Annotated in this window: 17 protein-coding genes; 11 read left to right on the top strand and 6 right to left on the bottom strand. The window is 59.5% G+C overall.

The genetic code is table 11. From position 1 onward, the window contains the following. Positions 1 to 118 precede the first annotated feature (118 nt). Together N1037_15805 and secG are read right to left on the bottom strand one after the other, a co-directional pair. A complete protein-coding gene (locus tag N1037_15805) occupies positions 119 to 1,762 on the bottom strand; it encodes a CTP synthase (protein ID UWS78722.1) in 1,644 nt (547 codons plus the stop codon). Positions 1,763 to 1,925: 163 nt separating this feature from the next. Further along, a complete protein-coding gene (gene secG, locus N1037_15800; GenBank protein UWS78721.1) occupies positions 1,926 to 2,297 on the bottom strand; it encodes a preprotein translocase subunit SecG in 372 nt (123 codons plus the stop codon). A gap of 185 nt (positions 2,298 to 2,482) precedes the next feature. Here secG and nthA point away from each other — a divergent pair, with 185 nt between their 5' ends. From nthA to N1037_15775, 5 genes are all read left to right on the top strand, one after another. Then, positions 2,483 to 3,145: a nitrile hydratase subunit alpha gene (gene nthA, locus N1037_15795; protein ID UWS78720.1), complete on the top strand. Its 663-nt coding sequence runs from the start codon at positions 2,483 to 2,485 to the stop codon at positions 3,143 to 3,145. Beyond that, positions 3,142 to 3,837 (top strand): nitrile hydratase subunit beta, encoded by a 696-nt coding sequence (gene nthB / locus N1037_15790; protein UWS78719.1) that lies wholly within the window; start codon positions 3,142 to 3,144, stop codon positions 3,835 to 3,837. The genes nthA and nthB overlap by 4 nt, the downstream gene beginning before the upstream one ends. Then, the gene (locus N1037_15785; GenBank protein ID UWS78718.1) at positions 3,834 to 4,166 is read left to right on the top strand and encodes a nitrile hydratase accessory protein; all 333 of its coding nucleotides are present in this window, start codon (positions 3,834 to 3,836) and stop codon (positions 4,164 to 4,166) included. Before nthB ends, N1037_15785 begins: the two co-directional genes overlap by 4 nt. A 140-nt stretch (positions 4,167 to 4,306) precedes the next feature. Then, a complete protein-coding gene (locus N1037_15780; protein ID UWS78717.1) occupies positions 4,307 to 5,620 on the top strand; it encodes an adenylosuccinate synthase in 1,314 nt (437 codons plus the stop codon). After that, on the top strand, positions 5,620 to 5,856 hold the full coding sequence (locus N1037_15775; protein UWS78716.1) for a DUF2842 domain-containing protein: 237 nt from the start codon (positions 5,620 to 5,622) through the stop codon (positions 5,854 to 5,856). The genes N1037_15780 and N1037_15775 overlap by 1 nt, the downstream gene beginning before the upstream one ends. Before the next feature lie 112 nt (positions 5,857 to 5,968). Here the strand turns inward: N1037_15775 and N1037_15770 are convergent, their stop codons facing one another. Further along, complete coding sequence (locus N1037_15770; protein UWS78715.1) at positions 5,969 to 8,344, bottom strand: chemotaxis protein CheA; 2,376 nt, start codon at positions 8,342 to 8,344, stop codon at positions 5,969 to 5,971. 139 nt (positions 8,345 to 8,483) lie between these two features. Between N1037_15770 and N1037_15765 the strand changes: the two genes are divergently transcribed. Next, the gene (locus N1037_15765; GenBank protein ID UWS78714.1) at positions 8,484 to 9,140 is read left to right on the top strand and encodes a thiamine diphosphokinase; all 657 of its coding nucleotides are present in this window, start codon (positions 8,484 to 8,486) and stop codon (positions 9,138 to 9,140) included. 22 nt (positions 9,141 to 9,162) lie between these two features. Here the strand turns inward: N1037_15765 and N1037_15760 are convergent, their stop codons facing one another. The 3 genes from N1037_15760 to N1037_15750 form a co-directional block, all read right to left on the bottom strand. Next, positions 9,163 to 10,101, bottom strand: coding sequence for a DMT family transporter (locus N1037_15760; GenBank protein UWS78713.1), 939 nt, complete (start codon positions 10,099 to 10,101; stop codon positions 9,163 to 9,165). A gap of 71 nt (positions 10,102 to 10,172) precedes the next feature. Further along, a complete protein-coding gene (locus N1037_15755) occupies positions 10,173 to 11,546 on the bottom strand; it encodes an L-serine ammonia-lyase (protein ID UWS78712.1) in 1,374 nt (457 codons plus the stop codon). Next, on the bottom strand, positions 11,546 to 12,253 hold the full coding sequence (locus tag N1037_15750; GenBank protein UWS78711.1) for a glutathione S-transferase family protein: 708 nt from the start codon (positions 12,251 to 12,253) through the stop codon (positions 11,546 to 11,548). The genes N1037_15755 and N1037_15750 overlap by 1 nt, the downstream gene beginning before the upstream one ends. A gap of 191 nt (positions 12,254 to 12,444) precedes the next feature. Between N1037_15750 and rpiA the strand changes: the two genes are divergently transcribed. From rpiA to N1037_15725, 5 genes are all read left to right on the top strand, one after another. Continuing rightward, positions 12,445 to 13,233: a ribose-5-phosphate isomerase RpiA gene (gene rpiA / locus N1037_15745; GenBank protein ID UWS78710.1), complete on the top strand. Its 789-nt coding sequence runs from the start codon at positions 12,445 to 12,447 to the stop codon at positions 13,231 to 13,233. Positions 13,234 to 13,247: 14 nt separating this feature from the next. Then, a complete protein-coding gene (gor, locus tag N1037_15740; GenBank protein UWS78709.1) occupies positions 13,248 to 14,603 on the top strand; it encodes a glutathione-disulfide reductase in 1,356 nt (451 codons plus the stop codon). A gap of 69 nt (positions 14,604 to 14,672) precedes the next feature. After that, positions 14,673 to 15,839 carry an FtsH protease activity modulator HflK gene (hflK, locus tag N1037_15735; protein ID UWS78708.1) on the top strand — a complete coding sequence of 389 codons (1,167 nt, stop codon included), beginning with the start codon at positions 14,673 to 14,675 and terminating at the stop codon, positions 15,837 to 15,839. Then, entirely contained in the window at positions 15,839 to 16,720 is an 882-nt protein-coding gene (locus tag N1037_15730) for a protease modulator HflC (protein UWS78707.1), read from the top strand. Before hflK ends, N1037_15730 begins: the two co-directional genes overlap by 1 nt. A gap of 483 nt (positions 16,721 to 17,203) precedes the next feature. After that, positions 17,204 to 18,658, top strand: a complete 1,455-nt coding sequence (locus N1037_15725) for a Do family serine endopeptidase (protein ID UWS78706.1) — start codon at positions 17,204 to 17,206, stop codon at positions 18,656 to 18,658. Positions 18,659 to 18,979: the final 321 nt, after the last annotated feature.

The following is an 18,979-nucleotide window of genomic DNA, read 5'->3' as shown; positions in this document are numbered from 1 at the left end:
GGGGTTTTATGCTCATCAGGGCAAAGCCGCGGCCAATCGCCTGACAGAATGCAAAAACGGGCCTCAATAGAGGGCCCGTTTTTAATGTCACACTGTCAGCACACTGTCTGCGCGCGGATCAGACTAGGCGCGAGGCTTCTTTTGCGGCGCGCACAAAGCCGTCAAACAGCGGATGTGGGGCAAAGGGTTTGGATTTCAGCTCGGGGTGGAACTGAACGCCAATGAACCAAGGGTGATCGCTCCATTCCACGATTTCCGGCAGGCGGCCATCAGGTGACATGCCAGAGAAATTCAAACCGCATGCTTCCAGCTGTTCTTTGTATTTGGTGTCGACCTCATAGCGGTGGCGATGGCGTTCCTCGATATGGGTGCTGCCATAGACGCTGGCCACATGGGAGCCCTCGGTCAGGGTGGCGTCATAGGCGCCCAGACGCATGGTGCCGCCCTTGTCGTCATCGGCCTTGCGCTGAACCTTGTGATTGCCCTGCACCCATTCTTTCAGGTGATAGACAACGGGTTCAAACCGCTTTTTGCCTGCCTCGTGGTCGAATTCTTCCGATCCGGCCTCGGCGATGCCGGCGACATTGCGGGCGGCCTCGATGACCGCCATCTGCATGCCAAGGCAAATGCCCAGATAGGGTACTTTGTGCTCGCGGGCGTATTGCGCGGCTTTGATCTTGCCCTCGGTGCCGCGTTCGCCAAAGCCGCCAGGCACCAGAATCGCATGAAAGCCCTGCAGGTGCGGGGTGGCGTCCTCGCGGTCAAATAGCTCGGCATCGACCCATTCGATCTTGACCTTCACCCGGTTGGACATGCCGCCATGGGTCAGCGCCTCGGCGATGGATTTATAGGCATCTTCCAGCTGGGTGTATTTGCCAACGATGGCAACCCGAACTTCGCCTTCAGGGTTGTAGATACGATCTGCCACATCTTCCCAACGGGCCAGGTTTGGTTTTGGCGCCGGGGAAATGCCAAAGGCATCCAGAACCGCCTGATCCATACCTTCGCGGTGATAGGCCAGGGGGGCCTCGTAGATGGATTTCAGATCCTGGGCTGCAATCACCGCATCCGGGCGTACGTTGCAGAACAGCGCCAGCTTTTCGCGCTCTTTCTTCGGGATCGGCCCCTCAGAGCGGCAGACCAGCAGATCCGGCGCCAGACCGATGGAGCGCAGCTCCTTGACCGAGTGCTGGGTTGGCTTGGTCTTCAGCTCGCCGCTGGCCTTGATATAGGGCAGCAGGGTGAGGTGCATGAACAGGCACTGGCCGCGCGGCTTATCCTGGCTGAACTGGCGAATGGCTTCAAAGAAAGGCAGGCCTTCGATGTCGCCAACGGTGCCGCCGATTTCGCAGAGCATAAAATCAACCTCATCTTCGCCAATCGAGATGAAGTCTTTGATTTCATTGGTCACATGCGGGATCACCTGAATGGTTTTGCCCAGGTAGTCGCCGCGACGCTCCTTCTCCAGCACATTGGTGTAGACGCGCCCGGACGAGATCGAGTCGGTCTTGCGCGCAGGTACGCCGGTAAAGCGTTCGTAATGGCCCAGATCCAGATCGGTCTCGGCACCGTCATCGGTAACAAAGACTTCGCCATGTTCGAAGGGGCTCATGGTGCCGGGGTCGACGTTAAGATAGGGGTCCAGTTTGCGCAGGCGGACGGAATAGCCACGCGCCTGCAAAAGAGCCCCAAGAGCGGCGGACGCCAAGCCCTTGCCAAGCGATGAAACCACACCACCAGTGATAAAGATGAAACGCGCCATGAGTGTTCGGCTGCCCCCGTGAGAAGTCAGAAAATAGCTGCCCGGCGGTTGTGAAAAACCGCTGCACCACGGGGCTACACATATAAAGGATTCGCGCGACATGCGCAAGAGAACCGCAAGATGCTGTTACGGTTCTCTCTCAGAATTCTAGGTCTTGTAGGTGTTAGTCGGCGCTGGGAACCAGCGGCGCATTGTCACCTTCGGCTGGCGGCAACAGATCGCTGCCCAGCGGCGCGATTGGTGCTTCCGGCGCATCACCTGTTTCAGTCGCGGCAGGCACGATGCCATCGGCAACCGAAGATCCAGCGGATTTCTGCGCGGCCAGTACGGTCAGGGTGATCGAGGTGCAGATAAAGCAGATCGCGAGGATCCAGGTCACTTTGCCCAGAGCGGTCGCTGCAGAGCGGCCAGACATGGCCCCGCCACCGCCGCCGCTGCCCATACCCAGGCCCCCGCCTTCGGAGCGCTGCAACAGCACCACGGCAATTAGGCCAAGAGCCAAGAGAAGATGGATGATGAGAACAACGTTTTCCATAGGTTCCTGCGGCTGTTGGCTAAACTATCGGGCGGTAAATAGGCAAGAATGCCGACAGGGGCAAGGGCTCAGTTTCGATTGTTGGTTCAGAGCGGGAGCGGAGGGGGAACAAGCCCGGTAAAACTGTGGGGAAACAGAAGAAAAGTGACTGGACGCGGGCGCGGGCGCTGGGGCAGGCTGCGCTCATGCCTCATGATCATTCTGACCACCCGCACGCCGTTCTGCCTTCTGACCCTGCTTTGCGGGTCAAAGCACTGGAAACGATTCTTACCCGCAAGGGGCTGATTGATCCGGCTGCGCTGGATGAAATCATCGATACCTATCAAAACAAGATCGGCCCACAAAACGGCGCCCGCGTTGTTGCCCGCGCCTGGAGCGACCCGGCGTTCAAGGCAGCACTGCTTGCAGATGCAGATCCGGTTCTGGCCGAGCTTGGCTATTATGGGCGCCAGGGCGAACATATGGTGGTCGTCGAGAACAGGCCTGAGCGGCATAATATGGTCGTCTGTACACTGTGCAGCTGTTACCCGTGGCCGCTGTTGGGCATCCCGCCGGGGTGGTATAAATCCGATGCCTATCGTGCCCGCGCCGTGCGTGAACCCCGTAAGGTGCTGGCTGATTTTGGCGTGACCCTGCCCAGCGAGACCGCGGTGCGGGTCTGGGATTCCACCGCAGAGGTCCGCTATCTGGTGCTGCCCATGCGCCCGGCTGGCAGCGAGGGGCTGGATGAAGACGCGCTTGCCGCGCTGGTGTCCCGCGATTCGATGATTGGCACCGCGCTGGCCACTGCGCCCAGAGGCGCCGGTGATCTAAAAGGCGGTGATTTAAACGGCGGCGATCTTACATGAGCCGCCTGCACGATATGGGCGGGCGATTCGGCGATGGCGCCGTGGTGCCGGACGCCCCGGATGCGCCGATCTTTGCAACAGACTGGCACGCCCGCGCTCTCGCCGTCACCCTGGCCTGCGGCGCCTTGGGAAAATGGAACATTGATGTCTCGCGCCATGCCCGGGAACGCCTGTCGCCCAAGGATTACACCCGATTCTCCTATTATGAGAAATGGATCTCGGCGCTGGCGGATCTGCTGGTTGAGACCGGGGTGCTGACCCGTGAAGATCTGCAAGGTCACAGCGGGGAGGGGTTGCATGCGCTGGCCTCAGCGGCGCTCAGGGCGGAGGCCGTGGCGGCGGTTCTGGCCAAGGGCGGCCCCGCCAATCGCCCCAGCGCTATCGCGCCGATTTTTGCGCCCGGTGAGCGGGTGAAAACCCGCCATCCCGGTGGCAGCGCCCTGGTGGATGGTGGTCACACCCGCCTGCCAGACTATGCAGCCGGCGCCTGTGGTCAGATTCTGCGCCAACACGGCACCCATGTATTGCCGGACAGCAATGCCCATGGGCTGGGTGAAGCACCAGAGCCGCTTTATGCGGTGGCCTTCCCTGCGTCAGAGCTTTGGGCGCATCCGGAACACCCCCATGATGAGGTGGTGCTGGATCTGTGGCAAAGCTATCTGCAACCGCTGGAGCCGGGGGCGCAGATATGAGCGATTGCATCAGCCACTCGGCGCCCGAGCCGGTCTTTCTAGAACCCTGGCATGCGCAGGTCTTTGCGCTCACGGTTTCATTGAATGAGGCGGGGCGGTTTAGCTGGGCGGAATGGGTTGCGCAGTTTTCTGCAACCCTGCGCCGCAATGGGCTGAGCCGGGAACTGGATGGTGGCGCCGACTATTTCAACGCTTGGCTGGAAACGCTGGAGGCGATTCTTGCAGAGGCTGGCAATGCCAGTCCGCAAGAGGTTGCTTTGGTGCGGCGCGACTGGGAAGAGGCCTATCTGAGCACGCCGCACGGCGAACCTGTGCATCTGCCGCGTTGATCCTGGCCCTTGCATCATGGGTCTTGCTCGAATGTAACGGGTCTGCGTCGATTTAACGGTTTCCTCGCGGACGCGGCATCGCTATACGGGGCTCTGGTTTCCACCAGCATACATTCTAACCAGCATACAAAGGACCTGAGATGGCCAATGTCGTGGTAGTCGGCGCCCAATGGGGCGATGAAGGAAAAGGCAAGATCGTTGACTGGCTCAGCGAACGCGCCGATGTGATTGCGCGTTTTCAGGGCGGTCACAATGCCGGCCATACGCTGGTCATTGACAGCAAAGTTTACAAGCTGCACGCGCTGCCCTCGGGGGTTGTCCGTGGTGGCAAGCTGAGCGTGATCGGCAATGGTGTGGTTCTGGACCCATGGCACCTGCTGAAAGAGATCGAAACCGTGCAGGCGCAGGGCGTGGATATCAGCCCCGAAACCCTGATGATCGCCGAGAACACGCCGTTGATTCTGCCGATCCATGGTGAGCTGGACCGCGCCCGCGAAGAGGCCGCTTCCAAGGGTACCAAAATCGGCACCACCGGGCGTGGTATCGGCCCCGCCTATGAAGACAAGGTTGGCCGCCGTGCCATCCGGGTTGCCGATCTGGCCGATGAGGCCACACTTGAGGCCCGCGTTGACCGCGCCCTGCAGCACCATGATCCGCTGCGCAAAGGTCTGGGTTTTGAGCCGGTTGACCGCGATGCGCTGATTGCCCAGCTGCGCGCGGTTGCGCCCGCGATCCTTAAATTTGCCGCCCCAGTGTGGAAAGTGCTGAATGAAAAGCGCAAAGCAGGCAAACGGATCCTGTTTGAAGGCGCCCAGGGCGCGTTGCTGGACATTGATTTTGGCACCTATCCCTTTGTCACCTCGTCAAATGTGATTGCAGGTCAGGCCGCCACCGGTGTCGGCATCGGTCCGGGCTCGATTGATTATGTGCTGGGGATCGTCAAAGCCTATACCACCCGCGTGGGCGAAGGCCCGTTCCCGACCGAGCTGCTGAATGCCGATGGCAAACCTGACACCGATGGGGACCGTCTGGGAACCCGCGGCCATGAATTTGGCACCACCACGGGCCGTCAGCGTCGCTGTGGCTGGTTTGATGCCTGTCTGGTGCGCCAGACCTGTGCCACCTCGGGCATCACTGGCATCTCGCTGACCAAACTGGACGTGCTGGATGGGTTTGAAACCCTGAAGATCTGTGTCGCCTATGATCTGGACGGCACCCGTCTGGACTATCTGCCCACCGCTGCTGATCAGCAGGCGCGCTGCACCCCGATCTACGAGGAAATGCCCGGCTGGTCTGAATCCACTGAGGGCGCGCGCAGCTGGAACGATCTGCCTGCCAATGCCATCAAATATGTAAAACGTGTGGAAGAGCTGATTGAATGCCCGGTGGCATTGCTCTCTACCAGCCCGGAGCGGGACGACACCATTCTGGTGACCGACCCCTTTGCTGACTGATGTCGGATAAGCCGGGGCTCAGCTACAAGGCGCGTCGTCGCTGGGCGTTGATCATCCTGCTGGTTGGCATGCCGCTTTATATCATCGCTGCGGTCAACGTGGTGAGCCTGTTTGAACGGCCACCAATCCTGTTGGAGCTGTTGATCTACGCGGTGTTGGGGGTGCTTTGGGTGCTGCCTTTCAAGTTCGTCTTTCGCGGCGTTGGTAAGGAAGACCCAGAGGCCGAAGATCAGTAGCGCAGGCATTTAGCTAAAAGAAGGCCCGACCGGAAATCACTCCGGTCGGGCCTTTTCTATGTCTGGCAGCTGTCTCGGCTTGCCCCTACAAGCGGATCATACCTGCCTGCGGTTAGCCTGCGGCGCGTTTGCGGGGGCGAAAGCCAATATCGTCAGTGGCGGTGAACTGACCATTGTCGGAGCGCTCGATCTTGCCCTCCCGCAGTAATTGGCCAATGGAACGCAGACCGTTCTCGCGATTGAAGTCGCCATGTCCGACGCTGCGCACCTTGTTCATCAGCTGGGGGCGCGAGAATTTATCGCGTCCTTCGACAAAGCTGAGGTAGGAGGCGGCCGCTTCCAGCATCTCGTGTAGCTCGGTGGCGCCGAGATCCTGAACATAGTCGGTAAAGCTGCCAAAGGCTTCGGCCTGCGCCGAGGGCGTATCGTCAGCAGCCATGGAAATGCGCCGTGGCCGCACCGGTTTGGCCGAGGTTTTTACCTCCGGTTCAATGCGCTGTTCGGCCACCAGTTTTAGCGGCGCGGGGCGGCTGCCTGTGCGGCTACCCGTGCTGCGCGACCGTGTGGCCTCTCCCGCTTCCGGGCGACGCGGGCGAACCACACTGGCGAGATCCTCACGATAGGGTTCGGCCTCATCCGTTTTGGCGCCGGTCGGGCTGGCCGAGCGATCTGCCTCGGCGGCGGCGACAGCGGCGCGCAGATGGCTGTAGGTTTCCCGCGAGGTTGCATTGTCGGGGTCGCCGAGCTTGCTTTCTGCGGCCTCCATCAGGCGGGTGACATCGCTATCTGCGGGCTGAGTGGTCTGCGGGTTGGCTCTGCTGGTTACTTCGCGGGCAGATGCAGAATCAGCGGCCTGTTCGGGCGCGCTTTTTGGCGAAGGGGCATCTGTTTCTGCCTGTACCTCAGAGATCTGCGCGCTGTCCTGATTACTGGCAAGCAGCTCAGCTTCAACCTCTGCCAGTTCGCGCATCAGATCCGCCTCTTCATCGGCGTCCAGTGAGCTTTCTGCAGAGGGCGTGCTGTCTGGCGTTTCGTCTGTTGGTGTTTCGACAACCTCTTCCAGGTTGCCGGAGCTCATGGCTTGTTCCAGATCGGCGCGCTTTACCTTGACGATGCGGGCGCGCAGCGGTTTTGCGGTCTGGGGTGCGATCTCGGGCGCAGTCGGGGCCGCGGTTGGTGCAGGCTCTGCTGCAGCGTCTTCAGCAGGGCTTGGCGCGGCAGTTGTGTCTATGGCCGAAGTGTCGCTCGCAGTGTTGAGCGCCAAATCTTCGGAGGCTGTGAGGCGGCCCAGGCGCATGCCGCGTTTGGGGCGGGCAGGGGGCTCTTGTGCCGCCCGAGAGTCTGCCTGAGTGTCTACCTGAGAGTCGGCCTGGGTGTCTGCCTGAGTGACGGGCTGGGCATCTGGCTGGGCAGCAGCGGTGGGGTCCGCCACTGGATCAGGGGCGGCCTCCTGCAAGACGGAATTGATCAGTGCCTCGCTGGAGGGGGCCGGTGTTTGCGGCTCCGATGTGGCCTCTGCTTCCTGTGCCGCAGACGCCGCGTCGGCGCGCTTGCCGGTCAGATCAATACGATCCAGAACCCGCGAAATTTCATCGCTTTCGGCGTCGATATCTTCCAGGTCTTCGTCTTCAACCTGCGCCATTTCCGCCCGGGCTGTTTCGATAAAGGTCTCGGCGTGCTCGTCCTCAGAGAATTCCTCTTCCGGGGCTTTGGCCACCACGGAGCGAATGCGCAGGAGCTTGGCCGCGATGCTGTCAGCGGCTGGAACGGTGTCACTGCGCGGCGCGGAGGTCACGGGCTCTGCGGCCAGATCTTCGTCAAAGAAATGGACCTTTTCCGCCACCTCTTCTGCGGTGTTGTCATCCATGGTCGCAGCTTCGGAGGCTGGCGAATCGGAAACGGCGGCGGAAATGGCCGCAATGGTGGCCAGATCAACTGAGGCAGCCGGGCTTTCCACGATGCTGCCTGTTTGGGACTGTTCTGCGGGGGCTGCTTGAGCAGGGGCATCTGCCAAGATAACAGCATTGGCTTCGGCAGCGGTATTAGCTTCGCTGGGGGCCTCGGACTGGGTGTCGTCTTCTTCAAACAGGTCAACTTCGCTGGGGGCGACATCAATGGTGTCCTGCGCCAGACGTGCCGGACGATCTGGCTCTGCCGCAGGTGCTTGCTCAGGCTCTGCTGCGGGCTCGGCGGTTTGGGGGGCTATCGTGGGCTGCGATGGGGCCGCTTCTGGGGTTGTCGTGCGCAGGTGGATGCCATCGCTGCTGGTGCGGGCTTCAACCTGACGCGCCACTTCGCGCTGAGCGATGCGGGCCAGCATCTCTGCGTCTGGCTGCGGTGGCTCGGCACCAAAGTAGCGGTCATCGGATGCCAGATCACGGAAATACTCGGCAATGGCCTTCATCGTGCCAAAGGAATCCTCGAACCCTTCCAAGGTGCAGGAGAAGGTTCCATAGGAAACCGTCAGAACTTTGTTGTTGTGTACCATCGGTTTGCTCGTCCTCGCCAAAGTAATTGTCATTTACAATATGGGCTAGCTCGTCAAATTCTGCTCGAATCCGTGCAATTGATCGTATCATTTTGTGTTTAGATTGTGGCTGGTTTCTATATCTGCGATTAATCTCGGCATGAACGAGCTTATTGTAGACGAAATGGGACCAGTGACTCTGGTTGGTGGCGGTGATCTGGGGGAAGGCGACCTGAATTGGGCGCTTTCATTAACCAATTTTTTAGTCGCTGCGGACGGGGGCGCCGATCACGCGCTGGCTTTGAATCACCTGCCAAGTGCTGTGATCGGAGATTTTGATTCAATTTCACCGCAGGTTTTGGCACAGATTCCGCCAGATCGGCTGTGTCGGGTGACCGAGCAGGACAGCACGGACTTTGAAAAAGCCCTGCGGGCAATCCGCGCGCCTTTGGTTCTGGCAGTTGGGTTTCTGGGTGGCAGGGTCGATCATCAACTTGCGGTTCTCAATGCTCTGGTACGGGACATTGGCCCGCCCTGCATCCTGTTGGGGGCGCAGGAGGTGATTTTCCACCTGCCTGCCCGGATCGCGCTGCCGCTGCAGGCGGGGGAGACCGTATCCCTGTTTCCCTTGCGCGAAGTGCGCGCAGAGTCTGTCGGGTTGGAGTGGCCGCTTGAGGGGTTGGTGATGCGCCCGGGTGGGCAGATCGGCACCTCAAACCGGGCACTAGGCCCGGTGACGCTCACAGTTGATGGGCCGGGGCTGTTGGGGTTGGTGCCACGTCATCATTTGCCCGCGCTTATACAGGCGCTTATGTAACGGGCACTTATGTAACGGGCGCTTAGGTAACTGGCGGCGGCGATTTGGCCAGGGCGGCGCCTTTTGCGACGCTGTGCTCGCGTAGGATCGCATACAGCCCTGCCGCCACAGTGAGGCCAATGCCAAGACTGGCCAGGGTGTTGGGCAGCTCGTTAAAGACCAGCCAGCCCACAATGGTGGCAATGGGAATTTCCAGATACTGCATCGAGGCCAGCGTCGAAGCGGGCGCATAGCGCAGGCTCCAGGTCATCAACAGATGGGCCAGGGTGCCCAGCCCACCGGCCATGGCCAGCAGGGTCCAACTGTCCTGTAAGGGCAGAGAGGGACTAAGAACGGCAATCTCCCAGCTATGGCCCAGCCAGAACAGCGGCAGCATTAGCACCGAAGCGATGATACCGGACATCGCCTGCAGTGGAATCGGAGAGGTCTCTTTGGCTATCTTGCGGGTGACCAGCATGAACAGGGCAAAGATCACCGCGACGGCCAGGGGCCAGAGCGCATTGAGCCCCACCACGGCAAAGCTGGGCTGGATCACCAAAAGCGTGCCAATGAAGCCAACAACGCAGGCGGCAAGACGGCGAAAGCCCACCTCTTCGCCCAACACGTATTTACCCAGCAGCAACATGATAAAGGGCATCACAAAAGCAATTGCCACCGCATCCGCCAGCGGCAGATAGCGCAGGGCGTTGAACATGGCGGTAATCCCAGCCATCTGCAGCACGGTGCGCAGCAGCACGGGCGGCAGCAGGTGGCGCGAAATTCGCAGGCTTTGCCCCAGCAGCAGCGAGACAGGCAGCAGAATCAGCGCCTGAGAAGCAAAGCGCACAAAAACGATCTGCCCAACGGGCACGCTTTCTGCCAGCAGTTTGGCAATGGCGTCCCCCAGCGGGATCAGAATGCAGAACCCCAGCATCAATGAGATGCCGAGCAGAGGACGATCTAGGGCGTTGTTTTGTGTCATGGCGCCACGCTAGGGGCGGCGCCAGAAAGGTGCAAGTTCTGGTTGCCTGAGAACGGAAAATTAAACCGTGGTCAGCAGTTGGGTACGTTGACAGCCAGCCCGCCCAGCGAGGTTTCTTTGTATTTCTCGTGCATATCGGCCCCGGTCTGGCGCATGGTCTCGATACAGGCATCCAGTGGCACAAAATGCTGCCCGTCACCACGCAGCGCCAGCGAGGCGGCCGAGACCGCTTTGATTGCCGCCAGCCCGTTGCGCTCGATGCAGGGCACCTGCACCAGGCCTTTGACCGGATCGCAGGTCATGCCAAGGTGGTGCTCCAGCGCGATTTCGGCGGCATTCTCCACCTGTTCGGGGGTGCCGCCCATCACCGCACACAGCCCAGCAGCCGACATTGCCGCAGCCGAGCCAACCTCGGCCTGGCAGCCAGCTTCGGCACCAGAGATAGAGGCGTTGAATTTGACCAAGCCGGCAATGGCGGCGGCGGTCAGCAGGAAATCTTCGATGTGAGAGTCTGACGCACCGGGCACATGGTCCAGGTAGTAGCGGATCACCGCAGGCAGGGTGCCGGCCGCGCCATTGGTGGGGGCCGTGACAACTTGACCTCCGGCGGCGTTTTCCTCATTCACCGCCATGGCATAGACGCTCATCCAGTCGTTGATGGTATGGGGCGCGCTCTGGTTCATGCCACGTTCCGCCATCAGGCTGTCATGGATGCCCTTGGCGCGGCGGCGCACAAACAGACCGCCGGGCAGGATGCCGTCGCGCTCCAGCCCGCGATTGATGCAGTCGTTCATCACCTGCCAGATGCGTGCGGTTCCCTTGGACAGGCTTTCAGGGCACCCACGGGCCACTTCATTGGCCCGCTTCATCTGGGCAATGCTTTTGCCGCTGGATTTGGCCATGGCCAGCATTTCATTGGCGGATTTGAACGGGAAAGGAACGGGAGCGCCCTCATCAGTGTCCTTGCCCTGGGCCAGTTCTTCTTCGGTGACGACAAAGCCACCGCCGATAGAGTAAAACACCTGCCGCAAAATCACATCGCCCTGGGCGTCCGTGGCCATCAGGATCATGCCATTGGCGTGGCCTTCCAGCGCGTGGTCATAGTCAAAGACCATATCGGCTTTGGGGTTGAAATGCAGTGGTGGCAGGCCTTCGGGCTGCAGCGAATGGGTCTTGGCCAGCTCTGCCAAAAAGGTCTCGGCCTTTTCGTCATCATAGGTGTCGGGCACAAAGCCCCCAAGGCCCAGAATGGTGGCGCGGTCGGTGGCATGGCCGACACCGGTAAAGGCCAGCGACCCATGCAGCGAGGCACGCAGCCCGTGGAATTCAAAGGGCGAGGCGCGCATCATGTCGAGAAACCGCGCTGCCGCGACCATCGGGCCCATGGTGTGCGAAGAAGAGGGGCCAATGCCCACTTTGAACATGTCAAAAACGGAGAGGAACATCAGGTAGCAGATCCTTCTGGGGGATTGGCGAGAATTGGCTGACTAAAGGGCGTGGCGCCAAGCCCTTCGGCCTGTTGCGCGGTCTGGGTGGCAGGGCGGCGTTCCAGCTGTTGCAACAGCTGGCGCAGATGCGGGTAGTCTGTCAACCGATACCAGCTGCGATCGCTTTGGGCTGGGTAAAGCGCCATCCAGCGCATCATGCAGCCGAGATAATAATCCAGCACCGAGGGCACCTTATGGCCAAACCAATTGGGTTTGGTGGCGGCCAAATCGTCGAGATGGCGAAGATGCACCGCAAGGCGCTGCTGGATACTGCGGGTCAGAACCGTCTGATCCTGTGGCGCGGCGCCAATGTATTTCTCTGGATAGAACGAAATCCTGAGATCCGCATGCAGGGTGTTGGAGGCAAAGAACAGCCATTTGAGAAAATCGCCGCGCTCTGGGCTGTTGGGGGCGGGGGCAAGCTGGCCGTGGCGATCCGCCAGCCACAGCAGGATTGCGGCGGTTTCAAAAATCGCCCCATCGGGGGTTTCCAGAACAGGGATCAGCCCATGGGGATTGATCGCCCGGTATGCGGCGCTTTCCTGCGCACCGGCCCGGCGATCCACCAGACAGGTCTCGTAGGGCAAGCCAAGCTCCTCAAGCACCAGCCGGATCACCAGCGAGGCGTTGTCAGGGGCGTAATGGAGGCGGTACTGATCTGTCATGGGAGCTTTCTAAATCTCGCTGAAATGCAAATAGCGCCCGATTCCGGCGTTTCCAATAGGAAACACGCCTTTCAGCGACATGTTTACCGGCGCGGAGGGGCTGCGGGCGGAAAAGGCGCCCAATTGCCGCTCGCCTAAGGGCGGGGCTTTGCCTATAAGGCTGGCAAACAGCTAATCACGGAGCCCAGCCAATGACCGGAGAATTGTCCCCTATCGACAAGGCAAAATTCGTCGCGGCCAAACGCGCGGCGGGCTTGGTTGAGGATGGTATGCGGGTTGGGTTGGGCACGGGCTCTACCGCGGCCTGGCTGGTGCGCTGCCTTGGGGAAATGGTGCGCGAAGAGGGGTTGAAGTTCACCGCTGTGCCCACCTCGACCCGCACCGCAGAGCTGGCCCGCGAGGTTGGCATCCCTGTGACTTCGCTGGATGAGGCCAAATGGCTGGATCTGACCATTGACGGCGCTGATGAGTTCGACCGCGATCTCAACCTGATCAAGGGCGGCGGTGGCGCCTTGTTGCAGGAAAAGATCGTCGCCACCGCCTCTGATCAAATGGTGGTGATCGCTGATGCAGGCAAAGAGGTCGAAAACCTCGGGGCCTTTCCCCTGCCGGTAGAGGTCATTCCCTTTGGTTGGCAGACGAGCCAGGCTTTGATCGAGGAAACCCTTGTTTCCATGGATGTTTTGGGGCGGTCTGCCAGCCTGCGGATGAATGGGGATCGGGCCTTTATGACCGATGAGGGCAACCATATCCTGGACCTTCATCTGCACCGGATTGGCAACGCACGGCAGCTGGCGCTGGTGATCAACCAGATCCCGGGCGTGGTTGAAAACGGCTTGTTCATTGATATCTGTGACACCGTCATCATCGGCTATGGGGATGGCAATGTGGAAGTGCGAGATATCAACGAAGGCACGGTAGAGCGGGAAAAACTGGATTTTGTCGAAACCGACAATCTGTTTTCCGACCTCTCCGATTAAAAGGCAGAACTAAGATGAGCTTTGACTACGATCTTTTTGTTATTGGCGGTGGCTCTGGCGGGGTGCGCGCCGCGCGTGTGGCCGCACAGGAAGGCGCCAAGGTCGCCCTGGCCGAAGAAGACCGCTATGGCGGCACCTGTGTCATTCGCGGCTGTGTGCCCAAAAAGCTGATGGTTTTTGCCTCTGAGTATTCTGCCATGGTGGGGGATGCGCAGGCCTATGGCTGGGATATCAAGGGCGGCGCCTTTGATTGGGACAGCTTCAAGGCCAAGCTGCACGCCGAACTGGACCGGCTGGAAGGCATCTACCGTGGCATCCTGAAAAACAACTCAGTCACCAATTACGACAGCCGCGCCACCCTGGTTGACGCCCATACGGTGGCGCTGGCGGATGGCACGCAAAAGACCGCAAAACATATCCTGATCGCCACAGGTGGCTGGCCTACGGTGCCGGAATTCCCCGGCTCGGATCTGGCGATCACCTCGAACGAGATGTTCCATCTGGAAAAACTTCCAGAGGCGATCCTGATCGTGGGCGGTGGCTATATCGCATCCGAGTTTGCCGGCATTATGAATGGGCTTGGGGTAAAGACCACGCAATTCTATCGCGGCACCCAGATCCTGCGCGGCTTTGACGAAGAGGCCCGCAACGTGGTCGCCGCAGGCATGATCGAAAGCGGCATTGATTTGCAGCTGGAAACCAATGTGGTGTCCATGGTCAAGGATGGCGACAAGATCCGGGTCACCGATACCAAGGGCAATGAGACCCTGTTTGATCAGGTGATGTATGCCACTGGACGTCACCCCAATGCCGACAATCTGGGGCTTGAAGCGCTGGGCATTGCACGGGGCAAAAAGGGTGAAATCCTGGTCGATGAATACAGCCAGACGGGTGTGCCGTCGGTCTATGCCATTGGCGATGTCACCGACCGCGCCAATTTGACACCAGTTGCGATCCGCGAAGGTATGGCCTTTGTCGAGACAGTGTTCAAAGGCAACCCCACCAGCCCCGATCACGAGCTGATCCCGACGGCGATCTTTACCCAGCCGGAAATGGGCACTGTGGGTCTGTCTGAGGAAGAGGCGGCGGCGCAGGAACCAATCGAGGTCTATTCCGCCAGCTTTAAGCCGATGCAGCAAAGCTTTGCCGGGCGGGCGCAGAAAGTGCTGATGAAATTGATCGTCAGCAAGGCAAACCGCAAGGTTCTGGGCTGTCACATCGTGGCGCCGGGGGCTGGCGAGATGATCCAATTGGCCGGTATTGCGATAAAAATGGGGGCAACCAAGGAAGATTTCGATCGGACGGTTGCGGTTCACCCCACCATGTCGGAAGAATTGGTCACAATGAAACAACCAAGCCGGACAACTTGAATTCTCAAAGTTTGACCACAGGTTTGAAGAACATGCCGCGACATGCGGCAGAAAAGGGATAGGAGACATATGGCGGGCAATAGCGGTGGCCCCTGGGGGGGCGGAGGCTCTTCTGGCGGCGGTGGCAACCAGGGTGGCAATAATGGCGGTGGCAACAACGGCGGTGGCGGCGGTGGCCGACGTCCCGAAGACCCCCAGATCCCTGAAATCGATGAGCTGGTCAAAAAAGGCCAGGAGCAACTGCGCGTCCTGATGGGCGGTCGTGGTGGCAATGGACAGGGCGGCGGCACTGGTGGCGGCCAGGGCGGCGGCGGCTCGCCGCTGTTCACCAAAGGCACCGTGGCAATTGCTGCGGTTGTTGGTGCTGTGCTTTGGGGTATGAACAGCTTTTATTCGGTCAAAACCGAAGAGCAATCTGTTGAGCTATTCTTGGGTGAGTATTGGAAAACCGGCTTGCCGGGTCTGAACTTTGCCCCCTGGCCGTTTGTCACCTACGAGGTGATCCCGGTACGGGTTGAGCAAACCGAAAACATCGGGGCAGGCTCGCGCGGCAGCGACGCTGGGTTGATGCTGACCGGCGATGAAAACATCATCGATGTGGATTTCCAGGTGGTCTGGAATATCAACGACCCGGCCCTGTATCTGTTCAACCTGCGCGACCCACAGGCGACCATTCAGGCGGTGTCTGAATCGGCGATGCGGGAAATCATAGCGCAATCCGAACTGGCCCCAATCCTGAACCGGGATCGTGGTGCTATTACCGCCCGTCTGGAACAGCTGGTCCAGTCGACACTCGACAGCTATGACAGCGGTGTGAATGTCGTCCGGGTGAACTTTGACGGTGCCGATCCGCCAGAGCCTGTAAAAGACGCTTTCCGCGACGTGCAGTCGGCCGGTCAGGAACGTGACCGGTTGGAAAAACAAGCGGATGCCTACGCCAACCGTAAACTGGCGGCAGCCCGTGGTCAGTCGGCCCAGACGCTGGAAGAAGCCGAAGGCTATCGCGCCCAGGTGGTCAACGAGGCCCAGGGTGAAGCCAGCCGTTTCATCGCAGTTCTGACCGAGTACCAAAAGGCGCCAGAAGTCACGCGTAAGCGGCTCTATCTGGAAACCATGGAAACGGTTCTGGGCAATGTGGACAAGGTCATTCTCGACCAATCCACTGGCGAAGGTGGCCAGGGTGTTGTGCCCTATCTGCCGCTCAATGAAGTGCGCCGTTCGGGAGGGAGCAACTGATGAATAAGACAACTTTCCTTCTGCCAGTTCTGGTGCTTGTCGTTGTTGGTATGATGTCTTCGATCTTTATCGTGACAGAAACTGAAAAGGCGCTTGTTCTGCGCTTTGGTCGTGTGGTTGCCGTCAAGGAAGACCCAGGTCTTGCCTTTAAGGTGCCAGTCATCGACGAGGTGGTGAGCTATGACGACCGTATCCTCAGCCTTGAGGTCGGTCCGCTGGAAATCACCCCGCTGGATGATCGTCGTCTGGTGGTGGATGCCTTTGCACGCTACCGGATTGTCGACGTCAAACAGTTCCGCCAAGCGGTAGGCGCCAGCGGTATTAACGGTGGTGAAACCCGTCTGGACAAGATCATGCGGGCCGCAACCCGTGAGGTTCTGGGTTCTGTCAGCTCCAATGATATCCTGTCGTCAGATCGGGCGGCTTTGATGCTGCGGATCCGCAACGGGGCGATCAACCAGGCTGAGGGCTTTGGCCTTGAGGTTGTTGACGTGCGTCTGAAGCGCACCGACTTGCCGCAGGCCAACCTGGAAGCCACCTTTGCCCGGATGCGTGCAGAACGTGAACGCGAAGCCGCGGATGAGATCGCCCGTGGTGACGAGGCGGCGCAGCGGGTGCGTGCATTGGCAGACCGGACTGAGGTAGAGCTGGTCTCTGACGCAGAACGTGAAGCCGAGGTGATCCGCGGTGAAGCCGATGCGGAACGTAACGCCATCTTTGCCGAGGCCTATGGTCGCGACCCGGAATTCTTTGAATTCTACCGCAGCCTGAACGCCTATGAGGGCGCTTTGAAGGGCAGCAACTCATCGCTGGTGCTGTCACCGGACTCTGAGTTTTTCAACTATCTGAAGTCTTCGCGCGGTGCGGCTGCAGCGCAGTAAATCACTGCCTGTGTAAGGCTTTGACAAGACATCAAGAGGGGCTGACCTAGCGGTTGGCCCCTTTTCATTTGTCCGCAGGCCTGGCCTTGCGACCCATAGGGCGCTGATTGTGTGAGCCTTTGCTCTATGCGCGGCTCTCCGCCGGGGTCGTATTTCCGCGCTGTTATCGGCGGTAAAAATTCTAATATTGTAATCAGCAGCCTGACAATTTGGAGCGCGAAGACATGAGCAATTTTTTTCACGACAAATTGATTGGCGCTTGCAGGTGTTGTGAAACCAAATTCTCCCCCTACATTGAGATAACGCCACTGTAGGATTCAGCTTGTATTTGGATCGGGTCTGTATCCTACAGGTCTTGATGGTCAGATTTGGGGATGAGGGCAGTACAAGAAAATGGCGAAAACAGGAATGGCGATGACAAGGAGTAGTTCCGTGCAGCCTCAGGCAATAGCAGTTTCAAGAGAACAAAACGGACAGGCCACTATGTGGCGCGTGCTTTGGCTGGGGATGCTCAGCCTGGTGTTGGTCATGGCGCAGATGCTTTCTGCGCAGGCCCGCCCGGAAAGCCTGGCCCCCCTGGCGGATGAGGTCAGCCCGGCGGTGGTGAATATCACCACCACCACAGTAATCGAAGGTCGTACAGGTCCCCAGGGCATTGTGCCCGAAGGCTCTCCCTTTGAGGATTTTTTCCGCGAATTCCAGGACCGCAACGGTGGCAACAATGGCGGTAACGGCAATCGCCCGCAGCGCTCCTCTGCGCTTGGGTCGGGCTTTGTCATCTCGGAAGATGGCTATATCGTTACCAACAACCACGTGATTGCGGATGCCGATGAGATCGAGATCGAATTCTTCCCCGGCGATGGCCAGCCCAAGGAGCTGTTGCCCGCCAAGGTGATTGGCACCGATCCCAATACCGATATTGCCCTGCTTAAAGTCGAAGCTCCAGCGCCGCTGAAGTTTGTGAGCTTTGGCGACAGCGATACCGCCCGCGTTGGCGATTGGGTTGTGGCCATGGGCAACCCGCTGGGCCAGGGATTTTCGCTCTCTGCCGGGATCGTCTCTGCCCGCAACCGCGAGCTTTCGGGATCTTATGACGACTACATCCAGACCGATGCGGCGATCAACCGAGGCAACTCTGGTGGTCCCTTGTTCAACATGGCAGGCGAAGTGGTTGGGGTGAATACCGCAATCCTGTCTCCCAATGGCGGCTCCATTGGCATTGGCTTTTCAATGGCGTCCAATGTGGTGAGCAAGGTTGTGGTGCAGCTGAAAGAATTCGGGGAGACCCGTCGCGGCTGGCTGGGTGTGCGCATTCAGGATGTGACTGACGATGTGGCCGAAGCCATGGGCCTGGACAAAGCCAAGGGCGCACTGGTGACGGATGTGCCCGATGGCCCCTCCAAAGAGGCAGGCCTGCAGGCGGGGGATGTGATCCTCAGCTTTGACGGGGCAGTGGTCGAAAACACTCGCAGCCTGGTGCGTACCGTTGGCAATACCGAAGTTGGCAAGACGGTTCGGGTGGTTGTCTATCGTGAAGGCAAAACCGAGACCCTGAAAGTGACTCTTGGCCGTCGCGAAGATGCCGAACGCCAGGCGAACAGCACCACCGGTGACAACAGTGAGCCACCAAAAGTCACCGAGAAAGAGCTTCTTGGTCTGTCTGTTGGGCTCTTGACCGACCAGATTCGCGGCGAATTGAACCTGCCTGCTGGCACCGATGGGCTTGTCATTCTGTCCGTCAACGAAGTGTCCGAAGCCTGGGAAAAGGGCCTGCGCGCGGGGGATGTCATCACCGAAGCAGGTCAGCAGAAGGTGGCGACCATCAGCGAATTGGAAACCCGCATCTCCGAGGCCAAAGAGGCTGGGCGCAAGTCGCTCCTGCTTTTGGTGCGCCGCAATGGCGACCCGCGGTTTGTCGCTTTGAACTTGCTGAAGTAGCACTCCCCATTAGTGCATGAATAAACAAAAGGCCGGGGGATCCCCGGCCTTTTTTGCGTGCGGGCTGTGGCGGCGAACAGAGCGTGGCGGCAAAAAGGGAAAGAGCCATATGCTGGCGGGCATATGGCTCTTTTATGGAACAGGCAACCATCGGGATGGAATGATAATGCTGCCATGTGGCGACCATCGCAGCACCTGTGGCGTGGGTCTGTGAACCAGTTCACAGGAGCGCAAAAGAACCGAATTTTTGAGAAGTTGGACCTTTTTTTCCCCTTGTCGGCCAGCCAGTTTGCGAATTCTGCCTCTGTGGGGCGGGAAAAA

This window comes from Phaeobacter sp. G2, from assembly GCA_025163595.1.
Lineage (GTDB): Bacteria > Pseudomonadota > Alphaproteobacteria > Rhodobacterales > Rhodobacteraceae > Pseudophaeobacter.
The sequence above is the reverse complement of the archived record's forward strand: the minus strand, read 5'-3'. Positions and strand labels throughout refer to the sequence as shown.